We start from the raw sequence: 19780 nt of genomic DNA on the forward strand, positions 1-19780 counted from the left end.
TCTTTCTGAGAGGGCGGTTCGTGAATCTTTGAGCGGTTCTGTCATCGCCTGATGGTGTGGGCGGGGGCGGATTCTGCTGTTCCACGGCCGGTGGTCTGTTGGGGTGGCGGGGTGAGTGAACGCAAGCCGTATCCAAGTGACTTGTCGGACAGGCAGTGGTCGTTGATCGAGCCGGTGATCACGGCGTGGAAGGACCGGCACCGCTCGGTGAGCGGCCACCAGGGGGCCTATGAGATGCGGGAGATCGTGAACTCGATCCTCTACCAGGGCCGGACCGGCTGCCAGTGGGCATACCTCCCGCACAACCTGCCGCCGAAGAGCGCGACGTACTACTACTTTGCCGCTTGGCGGGACGACGGAACCGACCAGGTCATCCACGAGCTCCTGCGCTGCCAGGTCCGTGAGAGGGCCCGCCGATTAGAGGACCCGACCCTGGTCGTGCTGGACACGCAGAGTGTCCACGTGGCCGCCGGGGTCCCCGCCTCCACGACCGGCCGGGATCCGGCGAAACGGGTGCCGGGCCGCAAGCGGGGCCTGGCTGTCGACGTGCTGGGCCTAGTCATCGCCGTCGCCGTTCTTGCCGCGAACACGCACGACAACGCCGCGGGCATCGCCCTGCTGGACCAGGTCGGCGAGCACGCCGGCGGAACCGTCGAGAAGGCCCTGGTCGACCAGGGCTTCAAGAACCAGGTCGTCGTCCACGGCACCCGCCTGGACATCGACGTCGAGATCGTAGAACGCAACCCGCAGGACAAGGGGTTCGTCCCGCAGCCGAAGCGGTGGAGGGTCGAGCAGACCTACGGGATCCTCATACTGCGCCGGCGCCTGGTCCGTGATTACGAGCACCGCCCGTCATCCTCCGCCTCCCGCGTCTACTGGGCGATGACTCACGTCATGGTCCGTCGCCTCACCGGCGCGAACACCCTCACCTGGCGCGACCCGCAGGCGGTGCCCGTATGAACGTCCAGCCCCTGCTCGACGCGCTCGGCATCCAGGAGGATGCCGCCCGGTCCCTGGCCGACGACCTCCGCACCCAGATCGACGAACTTCAAACCCGGCTGGGGGAGGCCGAGACCCACCTCGAACACCTGGCGATCACCAGGAAGACCGTCACGGCCCTCGCCGACCGGATCCCCGCCCGGAACGACTCGCCGGACCTGCCCGAGCACCCGGACTACCCCCGCATCCTCGCCGTCTTCAACGAGGCCGCCAGCCCTCTCCGGGCCCGCGACGTCTGCGAAGCCCTCGACCACGAACCACTGCCGAAGAAGATCGAAGGCACCCGCGCCAAGCTGAAACGCCTGGTCAAGCTCGACATCATCACCGAGGACGAGGCTGGCAGCTTCGCCAGGAAGCAGTAACCGATGAGCGCCGCGACCTGCGGCCCTGCCTTTGTCTCACCCACGAACGAGACACTCCACGAACGGCCTCCTGACAGGTCGGACAAGGCGGGTGTCGAGCGTCACTGCGCACCGCTTGACGGCGATCGAAAGCGGGCCACGATCTGGTGTGCGTACTGATCCTCCGGGCCGAGGTCCTGGACCGCTCGATGGGCCTCCTGGGCCCGTTCTGTCTCGCACAGCAGCCGAACAAAGACGTACAGAGCGTCGCGGTCACCACCTTGCGCGCGGCTGCGAAGCGCCGCCTCCATCCCCTGCTCGCGAAGCGATCTGTTGAGCCTCCGACGCGCATGGACATCCGTGAGAGCGAGTTCCTTGAGCTCCGAGAACCGCCCCGCACGGACGAGCAAATCCATGTGCCACAGGTGGTTGTTGTGCATGTAGTGATCGGTGGAGTAGCACTCGGCGCGGGCGCTTACCAGCGCGATGGCCGCATCCCAATCCCGGAGCTGTTCCGCTGCCCGGGCCCGCTCGAACCACTCCACAGGACGAGTATCGCGTAACGCTCTCTCGTACAACGTGGTGGGAGTGATAGCCGATGAAGGTCCGCGAGACTCAAGCGTCTACCGCCTCCCCGTCAAATGCTCTCAAAACGACCTCTCAGAGCAGCCCGAGCCACGAACCGGTCACCGGCATACACCAGCGCGGCCCCCACCAGCAGCGCGAACGGCAGGACGACCAGGCCGACCCGCAGGCCCACCACCTCAGCGCCGGTCGGCTCATAAGGCACAACCGCGAGCACCCACGGCACGCACAGCACGAGATACGCCGACCGGGGAGAGACCGCCAGCCGTGACTTCTTCGGCTTTCTCTGCGCCCGCAGTGCAACCCACCGCATCAACAGGGCCACGAGGACTGCAACGACCCACACCACGCCGGCTCGTGGTGTCAGGTATGCCAGGACCACAGCCACCAGCAGCACGCCAAGCCTTCGCACCAACCAGCGCCTTCGTGCGCGCAGGCTGTGCGCCACCACCGGCACCAGGTCGAACCCGTACGACGGGACAGCCAGCGGCGGCCCATGCAGAACGTGATCCATCACCCAGCGCGCCATCGGTTCGCCCAGTGGAGGGCAGTCGTCACTCCCCTCCAGATAGATACGCCGACGCGTACTACGCCGCGGCTTGTCGGCCTTGCCACCCTTGCCGCGTACCTTGCGCCACCATGCTTTGACAGCCCCGATGCGGTCAGGACGCGTGTACACGGCCTGGCACAGCAACCCAGTCACTTCCGAAGAAGTCGGGTCCCCAGCATCGGACCGTCTGTCCCCGACCGTCGGAGGACCGGTCTGGACCGGCACTTCGGGCCCGTCGGACAGCTCTTCTCCGGCCCGCTCCCGAACACGCGATCCCCACCCGAACCCCATTAACCGCCCCCCGGTTCTCAGTACGGCGGGCATCTTCACTGCACGACAGGCAAAGCGCTAGAGCACAAACACGACAATGCGCTCAACCGGAGGGAATCCTGGGTTCTTTGGCCGAATCTCACCGCTACGAGGAATCCGAAGAGGCTACGCCTGCGACCCACCGGACAAGGCGCCGCCTGGCGAAAGGTCCCAGGGCACATCCAGGGCACATGAGCCCGGGAAACGGCGTTGACCCGTGAGAACTACCGAGAGGAGTTTTCCCAGGTAAACGCCCATTTCCTTGCGAAGCACCAGGTCAGCGCCCTCCCACCCCCAATCGCTGCACGAGTGGCAGGACTTCTCGCATCGGCCGCATGAGGCGGGGCATCAGCCGTACTGCCTGGTGTGGCCCTGACGCTACGGCTTCTCGCTGTTCCCTGCGCTCGTCAGAATCGCGCCGGCGACGACATCGAAGAGGTGGTCGGCGCGTGGCGCGAGCGAGGGTTGATCGCTGAGCCACGCGAGCGCCGCGACCAGCGCGAACAGATCGGTGCCATCAATGTCGGTCCGCGCTGTGCCCGCTGCTTGAGCGCGGGTGAGGAGCCGCGCGCCGGCTGCGCGCATGGTGACGCACGAAGCGTGGAGTGCGGACTCGGTGTCCTCGATGGCGGCTGTCATCAGCGCTGTCACGCCACGGTACTCATGTGCGCACGCGACGCAGTCGCGTAGCCACGAAACGAGTGAGTCTTCGGGCGAGTTCGACGTCTCGAGCTCGCCCGCCCTTGCCGTCAGCTCGTCGAAGCGTGTGCGGAGCAAGGCATCGAGCAGTGCCTCGCGCGTCGGGAAGTGGCGGAGCAGCGTGGCGAGTCCAACGCCCGCCCTGCGTGCGATGTCGCGCAGTGATACGTCGACGCCTTGCTCGGTGATGGCGGCGCCCGCTACTGCGAGCAGGTGGTCGTGATTCTTTCTGGCGTCGGCCCGCATCTGCCCCTCTTGACTATCCGGATCAGTGATCCATATATTCGGATCAGTGGTCCGGATATATGGATCGCTGATCCGATTGAGCCTATCCCGCGGTGCGGGCAGGAGAAACCGATGCCGACACACACGATGAGGGCGATCCGGCTCCATGAGCACGGCGGCCCTGAGGTTCTGCGGTACGACGAGGTGCCCATTCCTGAGCCGGGGCCGGGTGAGGTGCTCGTTCGCGTGCACGCGGTCGGCATCAATCCCCCCGACTGGTACCTGCGCGACGGCATGTCCAACCTCCCTCCGGAGACGAGGCCGAAGTTCGACTTACCCGTGATTCCGGGGACGGACCTGTCGGGCGTCGTCGAGGCCGTCGCCGCTGATGTGGACGGCTTCTCCGTCGGCGATGAAGTCTTCGGTCTCCTTCGCTTCCCCAGCTTCGACGGCAACGCATATGCCGAGTACGTGGCCGCGCCTGCGTCGGACCTCGCACTCAAGCCGGTCGGCATCGATCACGTGCACGCCGCCGGGGCCCCCATGGCCGGGCTCACCGCGTGGCAGTTCCTGATCGAACTCGGACACGATCACCCGTCGCCCTTCCAGGCGGCGAAGCATCGTCCGGTGCCACTCGACGCCAACGTGACGGTGCTTATCAACGGTGCCGCGGGTGGGGTGGGGCACTTCGCGCTACAACTGGCCAAGTGGAAGGGCGCACATGTCATCGCGGTGGCATCGGGCGCGCATGAATCGTTCCTGAGCGAGCTCGGCGCCGATGAGTTCATCGACTACACCAAGAATCGCCCCGAGGAACTCGTACACGGCGTCGACCTCGTTCTCGACACCGTCGGCGGCCCCGGCAGCAAGCGATTCCTTCGCACGCTCAAGCGCGGCGGCTCCCAGTTCCCCGTATTCTTCGGCGAATTCGACGAAGAAGAGACCGCCGGGCTGGGTGTCACGGTCACGGGCACCCAGGTCCGCTCGAATGGCGCTCAGCTCGCCGAACTGGGACGCCTGCTCGATGCGGGCACGGTCCGCGTCGCGATCGACAGCACATTTGCGCTCGCGGACGCCCGAGCAGCGCACGAACGCGCCGCCCGGGGGCACATCCAGGGCAAGATCGTGCTCACGGTCGCTTAGGAACAAGCCGTTTCACCACGTGTCCGGCGCTTGTCCTCGGGATACCGGTGGCCATCGAGACGCCGACGCGGAGAGCTTGGGGCGCGTGTGGCACCCCAAACGGCTGCGATTCTCGCTGCGGCGAACCGAGTGGACCCGTGCTGTCGGCTCGGTTCGCCGCAGGAGATCGCCGAAGGGGTTGCATTCCCGATGCTGGAGGTGTCCGTGCATCACCAGCCGTCCCGCGCTCCGCCCTCTCAGCCCACGCCGGGTCCCTGCTGCCGCTGTGCGCGCCCGATCTTTCACCCGGCAACCGAGCAGAGCGAGGACTGATATGACGACAACTGCGGCTTTCGGCTGGGGAAGCAGCTACCTCACCGCAACGCCTGCGGGGGAGGTGAATCTCGACCCTGCAGAGCAGCTCGCCGTCCAACAGACGCTGGCGCGCTACGCCTTTGCCCTGGATCACGGAGATCTGGTGGCGTTGGAGGGTGTCCTGACCGAGGACGCCACTTGGACGGCCTCGATTGCCGGTGAGGTCGATCAGGGCCCGTTCATCGGACGCACGGCGATTGTCGACCTGGTGCGAGAGGCAACGGAAGCGCAAACCGAGCAGCGAAGGCACAACCTCATCAACACGGTCTTCCACCGTGCGGACGCCGACACAGCAGTGGTGTGGACCTATCTGATGCTGACGTCGAACGCGGGCGGGAGCCCGACCGTGATCGCGACCGGCTTCTACACGTCCACGCTGCAGCACGCCGAAGGCGAGTGGCGTATCGCGAGGCTGTTTGTTGGTCTGGACAACTCCTAGTGAAGCCAGGCGACTTGTCTCTACGGCCCGCGCCTGCGAAAAAAGCAGCCAGTGCGGACCTTCGCGTCGCTCAGCCGCGAACAACGGGTGGGGACAATGGCCGGTGTACCTGACACCCACGAGAGGAAAGGTGGTTGACGTTGCGGGGGTTCGTGGCGACCACCGCCCGATGGGCGGCGCCTACCGTTGTCCTCGCCGAGGTCTGCCTTGTATGGACCGGTGTGTTCAGCCTCGGCGAGGCGGTGGCGGTCGGGCTGCTGCTCGAACTTCTCCTGGCCGGGATCGTCATCACCGAATTCACCTTTGCCGCACGGACCTACAAGACCTCGCGGAGCCGGGGAGTCGACGGGCAGGAGGCGCTCAACCAGGCGCTGTCCGCCGTGCTCCCCGCCCCTGTCGCCAAGGCGATGGGGTTGGAATTCGGCCTTTTTCGAGCTCTTTGGCGTTGGATCCGCCGCAAGCCGGATGCACCGGAAGGGCACCAGGCCCTGACCTACGGCTCGGAAATCAAGCCCATCATGTGGGTGATGGTGTTTCTCGCGCCTTTGGAGATCCTCGCCTTCGAGTTCCTCGTTCCCTGGTCCGTGGTGCGCATCATCTTGCTGGTGGTCTCCGTCTACGGAACCCTCTGGGTGCTCGGCTTCATCGCGGCACTGTCCATCCGTCCGCATACCGTCGGCGACGGCAAAATCGTGCTGCGCTTCGCCCACTTCACGCAGATCTCGATTCCGCTCGACCTCGTCGAATCGGTCCACACGACCCGTCACGGCGGCTATCGCAGGGCCGTCCAGATCGATGACGGCGTCCTGGCGATGCCGATCGGCGACTCCACCACGCTCAGCGTCAAGTTGCGCGAGCCGTACCCTGTGGCGCCCAAGCCTGGGAAGCCGCTCCAGGAGGTACGAGAGGTCCGCTTCGCAGCAGACAGCACTCGCGAAGCCGTCTGTGCCCTCACGGCCAACATCGTTACCGACTGATCTGCTGCCAGCCTGCAGCGGCACCAGTCGCCGAGGGCGCATCATGTGCCGGAAGGCACCGTCAGGCAACCAGGGAGCGCCCCATACAGCGGGATCAACCCGTGCGCGCCGGAGGCCGAGCCGCCACGTTCTGGGAGCTCCTGCCTCCCCACGGGCACGGCACCGAAGCTGACCTTGCGCCGCTTCTGCGCCAAATGCATCAACTGCCCAAGCCCAGTTTCCCCATTGGCCGGCTGCAGCCGTTCGTTCGTGTTGCCGAACGTCTCGCTGCCGCGCGCTCGGCGAACGACGACGACCGGACGTGGCTCCTCAACCGGCTCGACGAACTCAAACAACAATGGGCCCACCTTCCGATCGGGCGCCCGCAATACGTGATCCACGGGGATGCCTGGGGCAGCAACTGCGCCGTGACTGCAGAAGGGGCGCCGCACCGGAGTTGCCCACCGGGCTGCAGGAACGGCAAGGGGAGAGCAGCTCCGCGGTCTCGGCGTTGGCGAGCGCGTGCTCGATCCCGGGTGCGTACGGGCTTTGCATGTGGCCCGCCATGCTGGAGATGACGACGTCGGCGCCACCGGGGACGATGACGCGCGCGAACTCGTCGAGGACCAGTGCGGTACCGAGCAGATCGACGTGCAGGACCCGCTCCGTCGGCGCCTGGACGGGTGAAACACCCGCGGTGTGCACGACCTGGGTGACGGGGCCCAGTTCAGCCGCCGCGTCGGCGAGGGCGGCGACTGCCACGCTGTCGGAGACGTCGGTGTGAGCGCAGATCAGCAGCGTCGTTCCTTCGCGCTGGGGCGCGCCCTGTCACACCGCTGAACGCCCCTCCCGGGTACAGCGCGGGTCCCATCCTTCCGGGTCGCCGCATCCGACAGAAGGATGTACCCGTACGCGGTGTCCCACCGCGCCCGCTGCCAGGAACGTCAACTTCGCTAATGGCTGATTCATCCTGAGCAGGGGTGAGCGGTGGGGGCACAACGGAAGTTTTCAGTCGCGGCAGGAGTGTGCGGGAGATAGCTGAGAGGCAGGCGTGGCGGGAGTGGTCTGCCGGCGGCGGCATGAGTCACGGCGTGCCGTGGGGTGTCCGGGGAGGGGTTCGCAAACCTGCCGCGCAGTACTGACCAGTCCGTTTCACATGTCACTTTACGTATTCATTCGAGTGCGATGCGCTACCGGGTGTTCCGCTCCGCCACGGCGCGCAGATGCGCGGCCGGTCCGCGGCGCGTTCCAGCGGCATCGACTCGAGGGAAGAACCATGACCACACCCCCTGCTGCTCCGCTCCGGGTTGCCCTGGCGAACGGCAGCTTCGAACAGCCGACCGTGACCGACTACGAGATCCTGCCGGACGCCTCACAGACACAGGCGTCCAAGCGGGTCCCCGGCTGGCTCACCACCGCCTCCGACCACGGGATCGAGCTGTGGCACTCGGGCTTCCTGGGCGTACCGGCAGCCGACGGCGCCCAGTTCGCCGAGCTCAACGCGAACGAGGTTTCCACGCTCTACCAGGATCTGCCGACCACGCCCGGTACGAAGCTGTACTGGCGTTTGTACCACCGCGGCCGCCAGGGTGACGACACCATGGCGCTGGACATCGGCGCGCCGGGCTCGAAGGTGGAGCAGAGGCGCTTCACCGACGGCAACACCGCCTGGGGCTACTACACGGGCACCTATGTCGTCCCGAACGGCCAGACGCTGACTCGCTTCGCCTTCCGCTCCATCTCCGCCGCCGGCGGCAACCGCGCCATCGGCAACTTCCTGGACGGCATCTTCTTCGGCACCGCTCCCTACGTGGTGCTCACCAAGACCGCAATTCCCGCCGGGCCGCTGGACGTGGGCGACGTCGTCACCTACCGCATCACCGCCAAGAACGAAGGCGGCGGCGCAGCGGAGAAGTTGATCCTGACCGATGCCGTCCCGCAGGGCACCACGTATCTGCCCAACTCCCTGCGCATCGTTGACGGCCCGAATGCCGGAGCGAAGACCGACGCGCAAGGAGACGACCAGGCGTACTACGACGCCGGGGCGAACAAGGTTGTCTTCCATCTCGGCAACGGCGCTTCCGGTGTGAAGGGCGGCAGCCTGCCCAGCACCGAGACCCTGCCGACGGGGACCACGGTGGAATACCGGGTCACCATCGACCGGGCCAGCGGCGGCAAGCAGATCAGCAACACCGCAACCGCCTCCTACGAGAACCAGCTCGGCGACAGGCCGGAGTCTTTGACGTCCACCTCCAACGAGCAGGTCACGCAGGTCAAACCGGCTGCCGACCTGACCGTGACGAAGGCGGCGGACACCACCACCGTCACGGTGGGCCAGACCGTCACATATCGCATCGCCGTGCACAACACCGGCCCGAACGATGCCACCGGCGTCACCGTCACCGACCAACTCCCGGACGGCCTCGCCTTCCTGTCGGCCGACGCGACATCCGGAGGCTACGACCCGGCCACGGGGCAGTGGTCCGTGGGTGACCTGGCCGTCGGTGCCACCGCCACCCTCGTGCTGCGGGCCAAGGCCACCAAGGCCGGCCGTGTCAGCAACACCGCTGCCGCCACCGGCAACGAAAAGGACCCCGACACCACCAACAACACCGACACCGTCACCGTCTGCGTCGAACCGGCCCCCTCCTGCTGCGACCCCTGCTCCACCCAGAAGTAGGCGGTACCGCTTCGTTCGGCCGTGAGCCGAACAGGCCGAACAGGCTGAACAGGCCGAACAGCACGTGAGCGACAGGTCGGCCTCCCGGGAACCCGGGGAGGCCCAGGAACCCCGGGAAACCTCTGGGCGACAGCGGCCGTCGTAGCCTGTGCCGACAGGTTTCGCCCCGGAAAGGATCCTCCCGGATGATCATCTTCGGCACCAAGGGATATCTCTACCAGCTCGCCGTGCTCACGCTCGTATGCGGCCGGTGCGGAAACCCCGCCGCGCACACGCTCCGCAAGCGCGTCACCAAGTTCACGCTGTTCTTCGTGCCGTTGTTCCCGCTCGCCGTGAAGTACGCGACCCAGTGCACGTTCTGCGGCCTGGAGCAGAAGATAGCCAAGGAACAGGCGGAGCAACTCCAGGCGCAGGCCGCCGCCGTGCAGGGAGCGCCGATGTACGGGCAGCCGCAGCAGCCTTACCAGCAGCCGTACCAGCACTGAGCCCGGGTCGTCATCCGCCGGGCCACGCTCCGAGAAGGTACCGGCAGTCACTAACTCCAATGTCAGTAACATCAGAGTTAGTAACTTCGGAGTCACTTGAAGGAGTAAACCTTCGGCCCCACAGCTGCGTCTGCACCGCGTCAGTCGTGCGGCGCCTGGCCGGTGATGCGGTGGTCGGCGTGGCTCAGGGCTTCGATCACCAGGCGGCGCAGGTGTCCGTCGCGGAGGCTGTAGTAGACGTGGCGGCCCTCGCGGCGCGTCTCCACCAGGCCCGCTAGTCGTAGCTTCGCCAGGTGCTGGCTGACCGCCGTCCGGGATGCGTCGCAGCGCTCGGTCAGGGAGCCGACGTCCGACTCCCCCTGCGCGATCAGCCACAGCAGGTGCAGCCGGGTCGCGTCGGACAGCAGCGCGAACACCTCGGTCGCCTCGGTGAGGCGCGCGCTGTCCGGGGGGCGCAGATGCACACCAGGTGCAGTTGACAAGGGCTCGCGAGCAGGCATGAAGACAGCGTAGAGGGGCCGGGCGGGCCGACGTCCCTGCTTTCGGGGCCCACCCCGTCAACATGTGCACAGGTGCGCACTTATGGATACAGTGAGGGCAGTCGCCAGTTCCACCAACCGTTTCCGGCCCCGGGACCGCCGTATGCTCTCCGTCCTGCGCAACCGCACCTATCGGCACCTCTTCGCCGCCCAGGTCATCGCCTTGACCGGCACCGGTCTCGCCACCGTCGCGCTCGGGCTGCTCGCGTACGACATCGCGGGCGCCGACGCCGGTTCGGTGCTCGGCACCGCGCTCGCGATCAAGATGGTGGCGTACGTGGCGATCGCACCGGCCGTCGGAGCGGTCGCCGACCGGCTGCCGCGGCGGACACTCATGGTCGGCGCGGACCTGATCCGGGCCACGGTGGCGCTGACCCTGCCGTTCGTGGACCAGGTCTGGCAGGTCTACCTCCTGATCTTCCTTCTCCAGTCGGCGTCCGCCGCGTTCACACCGACTTTCCAGGCGGTCGTCCCTGATGTGTTGCCCGCCGAGCGCGACTACACGCAGGCGCTGTCGCTGTCCCGCCTCGCGTACGACCTGGAGAGCCTGTTCAGCCCCGCCCTCGCCGCCGCGCTGCTGTCCCTGGTCGCCTACAACTGGCTGTTCCTCGGCACCGTGGCCGGCTTCCTGGCCTCGGCGGCGCTGGTGGTGTCCGCGGTTCTGCCGAAGCCGGTCGGTTTCGGCGGGGCACGTGGCGGCAGGGCGTACGCCCATGCCACCGCGGGCACCCGCCTCTTCCTCGCGAACCGGCAGCTGCGCGCCCTGCTCGTCCTCAACCTGGCGGTGGCAGCCGCGAGCGCGATGGTCACGGTCAACAGCGTGGTGTACGTCCGCGACCGGCTGGGGCTGGGCGCGGCGGATGTGTCGCTGGCGCTCGGGGCGTACGGCGGGGGTTCGATGGTCGTGGCCCTGCTGCTGCCCCGGGTACTCGACCGGGCGGCGGACCGTACGGTGATGCTGTCCGGTGGCCTCGCCCTGGCCGGGGTCTTCGCCGGGCTCGCCGCCCTCACGGCGGTGGGCAGCGGCGGCTGGCGCTGGCCCGCGCTGCTGCTGGTCTGGGCCGCGTTCGGCGCCGCGTGCTCGATGGTACTGACGCCGACCGGACGGCTGATCCGCCGCTCGGCGCCGCCCGAGGAGCGCACGTCCGCGTTCGCCGCCCAGTTCTCCCTCTCACACGGCTGCTGGCTGCTGACGTACCCGCTGGCCGGGTGGCTGGGCGCGTGGGCGGGTCTGGGGTCGGCGGTCGTCACCCTTGGTGCCATCACCCTGGCCGCAGGGGTGGTCGCGGTGCGGCTGTGGCCGTCCCCGTCGCAGGAGCTGGCGCCCGTCGAGCACGAGCACGCGTACGAGCACGAGCACTGCGGACTCCACGACGGCCATCCGCACCTGGTGAACGCCGTACGGATCGGGGGCGGTTGGCGGCACAGCCACGCCCTCGTCGTGGACGGCCTGCACGTCCGTCCATAACCCGCTACCGCGCCCGCGTCGCCTGCACGTAGAACAGCCAGGGCCGTACGTCGCCATGCCCGCCGACCTCGAAACCGGCGTCGGCGATCAGGCCGCCCAGCAGATCGACGCGGTTGTGCGCCATGGCGTGGCCTGCTCCGCCGTGCACCAGGTGGCGGCCCAGCCGGCTCTTCGGCGGCCGGAACTCCACGACCAGCAGCCGCCCGCCCGGCCGCAGGACGCGGTGCATCTCACGCAGGGCCGCGGGGCGGAGTTCCTCGGGAAGGTGGTGCAGCATCAGGCTGGTGACGACGGTGTCGAAGGACGCGTCCGGCAGGTCGAGGGCTTCGGCGATGCCCTGACGATAGCTGCAGGGGGCGCTGCCGGGGCGCTGCTTCCTGCGGCGGGCGTAGTCCAGGACCGGCGGCGACGGGTCCACGCCGGTCACCGCACCGTCCGGGCCGACCTGGGCGGCCATGTACCGGGTGAGGTAGCCGGTGCCGCAGCCGACGTCGAGCACGCGGTCGCCCGGCTCGGCTCCGCTGAGTGCGGCGAGGCGGCGGAAGGCGCGGCCCCGGCGGCCGGCGAAGCAGACGTCGCCGAAGAGTTCGTAGGCGCGAGGGGTTGCGATCGTCACGCCGGGGGTGTCCGCGTGGGGTTCGCCCTGCATGAGGTGTCCGAGGTTCATGGGCCTGCCCTCTCCATAACTTAGTCGTGACTAAGTACCGACGGCCTATAACTTAGTCACGACTAAGAAATCTGGCAAGGGGCGGCATACGATGACCGCTGTGACCGAGCCCCGCCCTCACCCCCGCCCCCGCACGCGCACCCGGCTGCCCGCCGCCGAGCGGCGGGCATCGATCCTCGCCGCCGCCACGGAGGTCTTCTCCGAGACCGGCTACCAGCGCGGCAAGGTCTCCGACATCGCCAGGAAGGTCGGCGTCACCGAGCCGGTGGTCTTCCAGAACTTCGGTTCCAAGTCGGCGCTGTACCGGGCGGCCCTCGACCACGCCACCGACGGCGTCTCCGCGCTTCTGCACCGGGCCGCGGACACGGGAAAGCCGGTGCCAGAGGTGCTGGCGGCCTTCCTCGACCCCGCCCATATGGACCGCTTCCACCGGCCCGGCGCCCACGGTTTCCTGTTCGCCGACGCCACCACCCTGGCCCACGACCCGGACCTCGCCGAGGCCCTGCGCCAGGTCCACCGCCACTTCGCGGACACGCTGGCCGAGTTGATCCACCGAGGCCAGTCGGCGGGCGACATCCGGCCCGGCATCGACCCCCACACGGCCGCCTGGTGGCTCGTCTCCCTCCTGGCCGGACGCTCCTTCCGCGCGGCGGTCGTCCCCGACCGGGACGCGGTGGAGGCCGAGTTGACGACAATGGCACTGCGATCACTGCTGCCGGAAACCACTGGCGGTTCGTAACACCCCTGGAGGAGAGATCCACTTGATGGACATCGTCTTCGTCACCGTGGGCATGGCCCTCGCGCTGGCCGTCGATTTCGCTTCAAGGCTGCGGGAGCGGAGGCAGGGCGCGTTTCCCTTCGACTTGCTGCTCCTCCATCCCGTCGTGTCGGTCGCCCTGCTGGCGTGGGCGTGGGCGGAAGGCTCCGGGACTCTGCCCGTGGCGCTGGCGACGTACGTCGTGATGGTCACGGCGCTCACGAACCGACGGCGCCGACGCAGGCAGCGGCGGCAGTATGAGGTCCAGGTCCACGTCTGAGCCTGTACTCGCCGCTCAACCCCAGCGTGCCGGGCTCGAGTTGCCGGGCCCGTCGCCGTACTCCACCGGGCGGCCGGTGGAGGCGTCCAGGAGGATCCGGCCGGTGAGGGGCCGGGCCAGTCTCACCGTCACCTCCTCGACGCGCAGATCGCTCGTGCAGGCGCCGTCCGTGGAGCCGACGACATAGGCCGCGAGCACCACGCTGCCGTTCGTCTCCAGCGCGTGTACTGCCGGGCCGTCGTCGCACGATCCGTGGCCGGCGCTGACGGTGACCGTACGGCCGTCGCCGGACACCTCCGACAGTCCACCGAGCGGCGAGAGCACGTCGCTCGGGAGATTCCTGGCCGGGCCGATCGGCGACTCGGGGAGCGTGGAGGGGCGTACGGCCGCCCGCTTCAACGGAGTGTCGTAGCCCTTGATGGTGAACAGCCAGGCCGAGACGTTCGCCGGTCCCCGGCTGGTGGCCAAGGTCATCGTGCCGAGCTTGGCTCCCGTCACGATGAGGTGCGGTCCGGGAGTGGTGGCGCGGTCGAAAGACCGGTACGCCTCCCCCGCGCCCAGCACCGGCAGGGTGAGGGCTCCACCGCGCGGCCAGGTCACCTGCGCGTCCTTGGACGGAGCGGTGGGAAAGTTGCCGCGCACGTCGAAGTCGCCTATTTCGTAAGCGTGTCTGTCCGAGTCGTTGCGGGGCGGGGTCGTCGGCGGCTGGAGCGCGGGCGCCAGCGGGTGGTAGCCCCGGAGCCAGGTGGCCGCGACGTGGGAGCCGTCCCAAGCGTCGGCGACCTGGCGGGCACGGGCCTGGGCTTGCGGGGGCGCCACGGCCGACTCGCGGGTCCTCGGTCCGGGGGCGCCAGGTTTGTCGCTGCCGCAGCCTGCGGTCACGGCCGCGGTGGTGAACAGCAGCAGGGCTGTGGTGAGCAGCTTGGCTGTGGGGGTCGGGCTCGTGTGCATGGACGGGTCACCCCAGGGGTCGTGAGCGAGTGCGCCGAAGGCGGCCTTCGGCCTTCCGGTCCGGCTACCACCGTCCGTCGTGCCGCTCCTGTGACGCGCAAGCCCCAGGGTGCGTTCGGTCTGTTCCCTGACGCGGGGCCCGGCTTCCCGCCGGGCTTCCTGCCCCGGGGCATTCGACCGTTTCGCCCCCGCCGAGGGGCCGTACCGGAGACGGCTCGGGGCTCGGTCTGGCCTTCGTGAGCGCGGTGGCCGCCTCACGCTCGCCCTGCCCTGCCGACCCGCAGCGACGGTCAGCCGCCCCGCCGCCCCGCGAAGGCGATCCCCGCCCCCGCCCCCGTGAGTACCGCGAGCACCCCGAACCCCCAGGTGAGCGTGGCGGCCGAGGCGACCCCCGCGACCAGCAACGGCCCACCCGCGTCGGCGAGTTCGCGCCCGAGTTCGGCGGCGCCCATGGTCTGGCCCAGCCGTTCCCGGGGGGTGGCGGAGGCGAGGGCGGCGAAGCCCAGCGGGGTGACGACTCCGGTTCCGGCGCCGATCAGCGCCGCGCCGGTGAGGATGCCGGTGAGGCCGGGCAGCATGGCGCAGGCGAGCCCGGCAGCGGTGAGGGCGAGTCCGGCGGTGAGTCCGCTACGGGTCCTCAGGCGCCCCTCGTCCAGGGCCCGCCCGGTGCGCGGCTGGACGACGGCGGCGCAGGCGGCGAGCACGGACACCGCCGCACCGGTGGCCACGGTGCCGAGGCCCGCCGCGCGGCCCGAGACGGGCAGGAAACCGACGCCCACCGAGAGGGCGGCGGTCGCGGCGGCCAGTGCGGCGGTCGGGGCGAGGAAGACGGGGTCGGCGAGCCGCCGGGCCAGGTCGAGCACGGTCTGCCGGGCCTTCGGCAGCGGCGGTACGACGGGGACGGCGAGCGCGGCCCAGCAGGCCACCGCGGCGCCGAGCACGGCGAGGACGGTGAACAGCAGCGGCAGCCCGCCGACCCAGACGAGCACGCCGCCCAGCAGGGGGCCGAGGGTGTATCCGACGCTCTTGTAGAAGCCGTAGCTCCCGAAGGCGCGGCCGTGCTGGGCGGCCGGGTTCAGGCGGGCGACCAGTGCGGACGCGGACGGCGAGAAGGCGGAGGCGGCGGCGCCCTGGCCGAGCCGCGCCGCCCACAGCCAGCCGGGACTGTCCGCCAGGACGTACAGGGCGGACGCCACCGCGAAGGCGACGAGCCCGCCGAGCAGCACGGGACGGGCGCCGATACGGTCGGCGAGGGTGCCGAACACCGGCTTGAGGACCACCTCGGCACCGTCATAGAGGGCGAGCAGCCCACCGAGCACCAGCAACGAGGTCACGGCGTCATGGGAGGCCGCCCCGAGATTGGCGGCGATGCCGTGCGCCCCGAACGCGGTGGTGAACCCGGCGGCGTACAAGGGCCACATCCGCCGCGCGGACGCTGCCGGTTCCGGCGCACGCACCGCCCCCGCCGGGCCCTTCTGTACCTCGCCCCCGCCGTTCGTCACTCACCAAGTCTTACGCGTTCAGCGTCCCCGTCGCCAGCAGGCCCAGCAGGGCGACGCCGATGATGATGCGGTAGATCACGAAGGCATTGAAGGAGTGCTTGGCGACGAACTTCAGAAGCCAGGCGATCGAGGCGTAGGCGACGACGAAGGACACCGCCGTGCCGACGGCCAGCGGGACCGCGCCGACCCCGGCGCCGACGGCGTCCTTCAGCTCGTAGAGACCGGCGCCGGTCAGGGCGGGGATGCCGAGGAAGAAGGAGAGACGGGTGGCGGCGACGCGGTCGAGGTCCAGGACCAGTGCCGTGGACATGGTGGCGCCGGAGCGGGAGAAGCCGGGGAGGAGGAGGGCAAGGATCTGCGAACTACCCACCCACATGGCGTCCTTGAGGGTGGTGTCGTCCTCGCCCCGCTTGTGGCGGCCCATCTGGTCCGCCGCCCACATCGCACCCGACCCGACGATCAGCGACCCGGCGACCACCCACAGGGAGGCCAGCGGGCCCTCGATGAGCGGCTTGGCGGCGAGGCCCACGACGACGATCGGGATGGTGGCGTAGATGACCCACCAGGCGAACTTGTAGTCGTGGTGGTACCGCTCCTCGCGGTGCCGCAGCCCGCGGAACCAGGCGGAGACGATCCGCACGATGTCCTTGAAGAAGTACAGCAGCACGGCGGCGATGGCGCCGACCTGGATGACGGCGGTGAAGGCCACCACCGAAGTGTCGTCGACCGGGATGTCCATCAGCCCCTCGGTGATCTTCAGATGGCCGGTTGAGGAGACGGGCAGGAACTCGGTCACCCCCTCGACGACTCCCAGGACGACGGCCTGGCCGATGCTGATAGCGCTCATCGGGATTCCTCCGTGAATACCCCCGCCTTCCGGCGGGGGAGGAAACGGAGCCTCTGCGGAGCTGGCAGGAGAAGACGAATCGCCGCGAAGCAATTCATCGTCCGCCCGTCAACCGCCCGCAGGAGCCCACAATCTGACATGATATTTTGTGAGATGTAACGACCAACGGCGTGAAGCGGGCGTTCAAGTACCGCTTCCATCCGACCGATGCGCAGGCGGCTGAGCTGTCGCGCACGTTCGGGTGCGTCCGGAAGGTCTACAACATGGCGCTCGCGGCCCGCACGGAGGCGTGGGCGCGGCAGGAGCGGGTCAACTACAACCAGACGTCGGCGATGCTGACGGCGTGGAAGAAGACCGGGGAACTGGCCTACCTCAACGAGTCTCCTCCGTCCCGCTCCAGCAGGCGCTGCGGCACCTGCAGGCGGCGTTCACCGGCTTCTTCGGCAGGCGGGCGAAGTACCCGCGCTTCAAGAGCCGGAAGAAGTCCCGGAAGTCCGCCGAGTACACCACCAGCGCCTTCCGCTTCCACGACGGGGAGCTGACGCTGGCGAAGATGGCGGACCCGCTGGACATCGTCTGGTCCCGGCCCCTGCCCGAGGGAGCATCGCCGTCCACGGTGACCGTGTCCCAGGATGCGGCCGGCCGCTGGTTCGTCTCCATGCTGTGCGAGGACCCGTCGGTCGGGCCGCTTCCCGCCACCGACACAGCAATCGGCATCGATGTCGGCCTGGACCACCTGCTGACCCTGTCCACCGGGGAGAAGATCGCCAACCCCCGGCACGAGCGCCGCGACCGCACCCGGCTCGCCCGCGCCCAGCGGGAGCTGTCCCGCAAGCAGAAGGGCTCGGCGAACCGGGAGAAGGCGCGCCGGAAGGTGGCCCGCGTGCACGCCCGGATCACCGACCGCAGGCGCGATCATCTGCACAAGCTGACCACTCGACTCGTGCGTGAGAACCAAACGCTCGTGATCGAGGACCTGACGGTGCGCAACATGGTCAGGAACCGGAACCTCGCCCGCGCCATCTCGGACGCGGCGTGGGCCGAGTTCCGGAGCATGCTGGAGTACAAGGCCGCCTGGTACGGGCGGGACGTGATCGCGGTCGACCGCTTCTTCCCCTCCTCCCGACTGTGCTCCCACTGCGGCGCCCTCGCCAAGAGCATGCCGCTGCACGTCCGCACCTGGACGTGCGAATGCGGCACGGTCCACGACCGGGACGTGAACGCGGCGAACAACCTTCTGGCCGCCGGGCTGGCGGTGTCGGCCTGTGGAGCCGGTGTAAGACCTCAACGGAGAACTCCGGGCGGGCAGTCGGCGACGAAGCAGGAAACCCCACGGCGCAAGCCGTAGGAACCCCCCTCGTTCACCGAGGGAGAGGAAGTCAAGGGCGGTCCAATGGCACACTCGTCTGGGACGGAGTAACTTTTACACGGGCGTAGAAGTTCTACACGACTGTAGAAGACGACCGGGAGAACGACAAACGCCATGGCACCCGACACGCACCGCCGCGGCCCCAAGCGGGCCAACGGAGCCCGTGAGGCGCAGATCCTCGGCCTGCTCCAGCGGGCCGGAAACGCGCTGACCCCCGGTGAGGTGACCGAACGCCTCGGCGACGGACTGTCGTACAGCAGCGTCGTAACGATCCTCACCCGTATGCACACCAAGGGACTGCTCTCCCGCACCGCGCGCGGACGGGCGTACGCCTACGCCCCCGTCACCGACGACGCCGGTTTCGCCGCCCGCCGGATGCGTACCGTGCTGGAGGAACGCCCCGACCGCGAGGCCGTCCTCGCCCGCTTCGCCGACGAGCTGTCCGACTCGGACGCCGAACTGCTGCGCCAGCTGCTCGGCCCCGACGACGACGCCCACGACGACACCCACGACAGCCCCGGCCGCTGATCCGCACCACCGGTCGTCCCCACCGCCAGACCGCCAGAGAGATCCGCGCATGCGCATCGCCGTCTACGTGCCCCTGCTGCTGTCGCTCATCGCCCCGCTCGGCGCGCGGCCGCTGTCCGAGCGCTGCGAACCCCGGCTGGCCACCTGGCTGCTCACCGCCTCCTCGCTCATCCTGGGCACCGCGAGCACGATCGCCCTGGCTCTGCTGGCCGTCACCGGACTGGTACGCGTGCCGCAGCTGGCCGCGCTCGGCCACTGGTCGGCCGGTACGGCGAGCACCACCGACCCCGCCGAGCTCTCCGTCGCCCTGGCGGCGGGGCTGCTGCTCGGCGGCGCCGTGCTCACCGCCGCCCGGATGCTCTGGCGCCGCGCCGGCACCCTGGCCGCCGCCGCTCTGGACGCCGCCTGTATGCCCGCCCAGGACGGACTGGTCGTCGTCGAGGACACCGCCCCCGACGCCTACGCTCTGCCGGGGCTGCCCGGCCGGATCGTGGTCTCCACGGGGATGCTGGACACGCTGCACGAATCCGAGCACGACATCCTGCTCGCCCACGAGCGCGCCCATCTCACCGCCCACCACTACGCGTTCGTGGCCCTAGCCCAGCTCGGCGCGGCCGCCAACCCGTTCCTGCGGCCGTTCGCCACGGCGGTGACGTACACCATCGAGCGCTGGGCGGACGAGTCGGCGGCGGCCTCCACCGGCGACCGCCGCCAGGTGGCCCGTACCGTCGGCAAGGCGGCGCTGGCCGCTCATCGCACCCCGGCCCTGGCGCGGGCGGCGGGCGCGGTGTTCGGGTTCCTCGGGATCACCCGCGAACGCGTCCCGTTCCCCGGCCGCCGCGGCCCCCTCGCCGGAGCCGGACCGGTCCCGCGCCGGGTCGCCGCGCTGCTCGCCCCGCCGCTCGGCCGGAATCCCGCCTTCGCCCTCACGACGCTGGCAGTCCTGGCCACCGCAACCCTCGCCACGGCCGAGGCCGGCCACGACCTCCACGCCCTGCTGGAACACATCGGCGCCTCATGACACCACCTGGGTTTCGCCCCCGCCGCCCCTTCCCGTCCCGTCACGGGGGCGCCGCCCCCGTACCCCCGCTCCTCAAACGCCGGACG

The 19780-nt window shown here is 69.2% G+C and carries 21 protein-coding genes and 1 pseudogene; 14 read left to right on the forward strand and 8 right to left on the reverse strand.

All coding sequences use genetic code 11. The features are described 5' to 3' along the window. Positions 1-111 precede the first annotated feature (111 nt). Both ACSYGN_RS17070 and ACSYGN_RS17075 read left to right on the forward strand, forming a co-directional pair. Positions 112-960, forward strand: coding sequence for an IS5 family transposase (locus tag ACSYGN_RS17070; protein ID WP_460396487.1), 849 nt, complete (start codon positions 112-114; stop codon positions 958-960). Next, a complete protein-coding gene (locus ACSYGN_RS17075; protein ID WP_460396490.1) occupies positions 957-1361 on the forward strand; it encodes a hypothetical protein in 405 nt (134 codons plus the stop codon). Before ACSYGN_RS17070 ends, ACSYGN_RS17075 begins: the two co-directional genes overlap by 4 nt. 101 nt (positions 1362-1462) lie before the next feature. On the opposite strand, the gene ACSYGN_RS17080 is transcribed toward ACSYGN_RS17075, so the two are convergent. The 3 genes from ACSYGN_RS17080 to ACSYGN_RS17090 form a co-directional block, all read right to left on the reverse strand. Then, positions 1463-1885 (reverse strand): hypothetical protein, encoded by a 423-nt coding sequence (locus ACSYGN_RS17080; protein WP_460396492.1) that lies wholly within the window; start codon positions 1883-1885, stop codon positions 1463-1465. Positions 1886-1977: 92 nt separating this feature from the next. Further along, positions 1978-2454: a hypothetical protein gene (locus tag ACSYGN_RS17085; protein WP_460396494.1), complete on the reverse strand. Its 477-nt coding sequence runs from the start codon at positions 2452-2454 to the stop codon at positions 1978-1980. A gap of 708 nt (positions 2455-3162) precedes the next feature. Beyond that, positions 3163-3729: a TetR/AcrR family transcriptional regulator gene (locus tag ACSYGN_RS17090; protein ID WP_460396496.1), complete on the reverse strand. Its 567-nt coding sequence runs from the start codon at positions 3727-3729 to the stop codon at positions 3163-3165. 111 nt (positions 3730-3840) lie between these two features. On the opposite strand from ACSYGN_RS17090, the gene ACSYGN_RS17095 reads away from it, so the two are divergent. The 6 genes from ACSYGN_RS17095 to ACSYGN_RS17120 all read left to right on the forward strand — a co-directional run bounded on the left by ACSYGN_RS17095 (position 3841) and on the right by ACSYGN_RS17120 (position 9765). Continuing rightward, positions 3841-4851: an NADP-dependent oxidoreductase gene (locus ACSYGN_RS17095; RefSeq protein WP_460396498.1), complete on the forward strand. Its 1011-nt coding sequence runs from the start codon at positions 3841-3843 to the stop codon at positions 4849-4851. A 313-nt stretch (positions 4852-5164) separates the two neighbouring features. Continuing rightward, the gene (locus tag ACSYGN_RS17100) at positions 5165-5644 is read left to right on the forward strand and encodes a nuclear transport factor 2 family protein (protein ID WP_460396500.1); all 480 of its coding nucleotides are present in this window, start codon (positions 5165-5167) and stop codon (positions 5642-5644) included. Positions 5645-5796: 152 nt separating this feature from the next. Continuing rightward, positions 5797-6621: a hypothetical protein gene (locus ACSYGN_RS17105; RefSeq protein ID WP_460396502.1), complete on the forward strand. Its 825-nt coding sequence runs from the start codon at positions 5797-5799 to the stop codon at positions 6619-6621. Between the two features lie 101 nt (positions 6622-6722). Beyond that, positions 6723-7178, forward strand: a complete 456-nt coding sequence (locus ACSYGN_RS17110; protein WP_460396504.1) for a phosphotransferase — start codon at positions 6723-6725, stop codon at positions 7176-7178. 698 nt (positions 7179-7876) lie between these two features. After that, positions 7877-9280, forward strand: coding sequence for an isopeptide-forming domain-containing fimbrial protein (locus ACSYGN_RS17115; protein WP_460396506.1), 1404 nt, complete (start codon positions 7877-7879; stop codon positions 9278-9280). 185 nt (positions 9281-9465) lie between these two features. Continuing rightward, a complete protein-coding gene (locus ACSYGN_RS17120; RefSeq protein WP_460396508.1) occupies positions 9466-9765 on the forward strand; it encodes a zinc-ribbon domain-containing protein in 300 nt (99 codons plus the stop codon). Positions 9766-9905: 140 nt separating this feature from the next. Here the strand turns inward: ACSYGN_RS17120 and ACSYGN_RS17125 are convergent, their stop codons facing one another. Beyond that, entirely contained in the window at positions 9906-10265 is a 360-nt protein-coding gene (locus ACSYGN_RS17125) for an ArsR/SmtB family transcription factor (protein WP_460396510.1), read from the reverse strand. Between the two features lie 142 nt (positions 10266-10407). On the opposite strand from ACSYGN_RS17125, the gene ACSYGN_RS17130 reads away from it, so the two are divergent. After that, on the forward strand, positions 10408-11772 hold the full coding sequence (locus tag ACSYGN_RS17130; protein ID WP_460403524.1) for an MFS transporter: 1365 nt from the start codon (positions 10408-10410) through the stop codon (positions 11770-11772). Positions 11773-11776: 4 nt separating this feature from the next. On the opposite strand, the gene ACSYGN_RS17135 is transcribed toward ACSYGN_RS17130, so the two are convergent. Further along, on the reverse strand, positions 11777-12439 hold the full coding sequence (locus tag ACSYGN_RS17135) for a class I SAM-dependent methyltransferase (RefSeq protein ID WP_460396512.1): 663 nt from the start codon (positions 12437-12439) through the stop codon (positions 11777-11779). Positions 12440-12539: 100 nt separating this feature from the next. Here ACSYGN_RS17135 and ACSYGN_RS17140 point away from each other — a divergent pair, with 100 nt between their 5' ends. Further along, complete coding sequence (locus ACSYGN_RS17140) at positions 12540-13178, forward strand: TetR/AcrR family transcriptional regulator (RefSeq protein ID WP_460396514.1); 639 nt, start codon at positions 12540-12542, stop codon at positions 13176-13178. 25 nt (positions 13179-13203) lie between these two features. Next, a complete protein-coding gene (locus tag ACSYGN_RS17145) occupies positions 13204-13476 on the forward strand; it encodes a hypothetical protein (protein WP_460396516.1) in 273 nt (90 codons plus the stop codon). 15 nt (positions 13477-13491) lie between these two features. On the opposite strand, the gene ACSYGN_RS17150 is transcribed toward ACSYGN_RS17145, so the two are convergent. The 3 genes from ACSYGN_RS17150 to ACSYGN_RS17160 all read right to left on the reverse strand — a co-directional run bounded on the left by ACSYGN_RS17150 (position 13492) and on the right by ACSYGN_RS17160 (position 16776). Then, complete coding sequence (locus tag ACSYGN_RS17150) at positions 13492-14427, reverse strand: hypothetical protein (protein WP_460396518.1); 936 nt, start codon at positions 14425-14427, stop codon at positions 13492-13494. Between the two features lie 290 nt (positions 14428-14717). Beyond that, entirely contained in the window at positions 14718-15848 is a 1131-nt protein-coding gene (locus ACSYGN_RS17155) for an MFS transporter (RefSeq protein WP_460403526.1), read from the reverse strand. Positions 15849-15939: 91 nt separating this feature from the next. Beyond that, positions 15940-16776 (reverse strand): undecaprenyl-diphosphate phosphatase, encoded by an 837-nt coding sequence (locus ACSYGN_RS17160; RefSeq protein WP_460396520.1) that lies wholly within the window; start codon positions 16774-16776, stop codon positions 15940-15942. Between the two features lie 170 nt (positions 16777-16946). Here ACSYGN_RS17160 and ACSYGN_RS17165 point away from each other — a divergent pair. The 3 genes and pseudogenes from ACSYGN_RS17165 to ACSYGN_RS17175 all read left to right on the forward strand — a co-directional run bounded on the left by ACSYGN_RS17165 (position 16947) and on the right by ACSYGN_RS17175 (position 19694). After that, positions 16947-18124: pseudogene (locus ACSYGN_RS17165) on the forward strand (RNA-guided endonuclease InsQ/TnpB family protein). Between the two features lie 135 nt (positions 18125-18259). Continuing rightward, positions 18260-18673, forward strand: a complete 414-nt coding sequence (locus ACSYGN_RS17170; protein ID WP_460396522.1) for a BlaI/MecI/CopY family transcriptional regulator — start codon at positions 18260-18262, stop codon at positions 18671-18673. Between the two features lie 49 nt (positions 18674-18722). Continuing rightward, positions 18723-19694, forward strand: a complete 972-nt coding sequence (locus ACSYGN_RS17175; RefSeq protein WP_460396524.1) for a M56 family metallopeptidase — start codon at positions 18723-18725, stop codon at positions 19692-19694. Positions 19695-19780 lie beyond the last annotated feature (86 nt).

It is taken from the genome of Streptomyces sp. YIM S03343, assembly GCF_054729195.1.

Excerpts from the sequence above, each read along its gene's own strand:
- ACSYGN_RS17125 (WP_460396510.1), bottom strand. The coding sequence starts at position 10,265 with ATGCCTGCTCGCGAGCCCTTGTCAACTGCACCTGGTGTGCATCTGCGC.
- ACSYGN_RS17160 (WP_460396520.1), bottom strand. The coding sequence starts at position 16,776 with ATGAGCGCTATCAGCATCGGCCAGGCCGTCGTCCTGGGAGTCGTCGAG.
- ACSYGN_RS17120 (WP_460396508.1), top strand. The coding sequence starts at position 9,466 with ATGATCATCTTCGGCACCAAGGGATATCTCTACCAGCTCGCCGTGCTC.
- ACSYGN_RS17075 (WP_460396490.1), top strand. The coding sequence starts at position 957 with ATGAACGTCCAGCCCCTGCTCGACGCGCTCGGCATCCAGGAGGATGCC.
- ACSYGN_RS17095 (WP_460396498.1), top strand. The coding sequence starts at position 3,841 with ATGCCGACACACACGATGAGGGCGATCCGGCTCCATGAGCACGGCGGC.
- ACSYGN_RS17085 (WP_460396494.1), bottom strand. The coding sequence starts at position 2,454 with ATGGCGCGCTGGGTGATGGATCACGTTCTGCATGGGCCGCCGCTGGCT.
- ACSYGN_RS17170 (WP_460396522.1), top strand. The coding sequence starts at position 18,260 with ATGGCACCCGACACGCACCGCCGCGGCCCCAAGCGGGCCAACGGAGCC.
- ACSYGN_RS17130 (WP_460403524.1), top strand. The coding sequence starts at position 10,408 with ATGCTCTCCGTCCTGCGCAACCGCACCTATCGGCACCTCTTCGCCGCC.
- ACSYGN_RS17135 (WP_460396512.1), bottom strand. The coding sequence starts at position 12,439 with ATGAACCTCGGACACCTCATGCAGGGCGAACCCCACGCGGACACCCCC.
- ACSYGN_RS17150 (WP_460396518.1), bottom strand. The coding sequence starts at position 14,427 with ATGCACACGAGCCCGACCCCCACAGCCAAGCTGCTCACCACAGCCCTG.
- ACSYGN_RS17175 (WP_460396524.1), top strand. The coding sequence starts at position 18,723 with ATGCGCATCGCCGTCTACGTGCCCCTGCTGCTGTCGCTCATCGCCCCG.
- ACSYGN_RS17115 (WP_460396506.1), top strand. The coding sequence starts at position 7,877 with ATGACCACACCCCCTGCTGCTCCGCTCCGGGTTGCCCTGGCGAACGGC.
- ACSYGN_RS17145 (WP_460396516.1), top strand. The coding sequence starts at position 13,204 with ATGGACATCGTCTTCGTCACCGTGGGCATGGCCCTCGCGCTGGCCGTC.
- ACSYGN_RS17155 (WP_460403526.1), bottom strand. The coding sequence starts at position 15,848 with ATGTGGCCCTTGTACGCCGCCGGGTTCACCACCGCGTTCGGGGCGCAC.
- ACSYGN_RS17090 (WP_460396496.1), bottom strand. The coding sequence starts at position 3,729 with ATGCGGGCCGACGCCAGAAAGAATCACGACCACCTGCTCGCAGTAGCG.
- ACSYGN_RS17100 (WP_460396500.1), top strand. The coding sequence starts at position 5,165 with ATGACGACAACTGCGGCTTTCGGCTGGGGAAGCAGCTACCTCACCGCA.